Origin of the sequence: Actinomadura sp. WAC 06369 (assembly GCF_003947565.1) — a bacterium.
Classification (GTDB): Bacteria; Actinomycetota; Actinomycetes; order Streptosporangiales; family Streptosporangiaceae; genus Spirillospora; species Spirillospora rifamycini.
Map to the genome: position 1 here is coordinate 1 of NZ_QHJN01000436.1, position 429 is coordinate 429.

The window sequence follows — 429 nt, forward strand, 5'->3', positions numbered from 1 at the left end:
TCGAGCCGCTGAACCGCCAGCAGGGCTCCGGAACCCTCACCCTCGAACTCGACGGCCGCACCGCCACCGTCACCGAGCACTACGCGGGACTCGCGCCCCTGCTCGACGGCGCCCCCTACCCGCACCTCCAGCACATCCGCGGCGGCGGCGAAGGCGAATGCCCCGCCCCCGCCGCCGACACCGACGGCGACGGCGTCGTCAGCGCCGAGGAGGGCGAACCCGCCTACGGCCCCATCCGCACCACCCTCTCCGTCCGCGGCGCCACCACGCCCGCCGCCGGGACCGACCTCGAGATCGCGCCCCACGGCGCCGCCCTCGACTACGAGCGCGTCATCGACCTGGACGACGCCGCCCTCGCGGCACTCCGCGACGGCACCGCGGTCGTCGTCGTCCACGGCCTCAACCCGTCCCTGATCGGCGAGAAGGCCC

At 75.8% G+C, this 429-nt stretch carries 1 pseudogene; it reads left to right on the plus strand.

The features are described 5' to 3' along the window. A pseudogene (locus tag DMH08_RS40745) lies at window positions 1–429 on the plus strand (hypothetical protein); the annotation flags it as partial.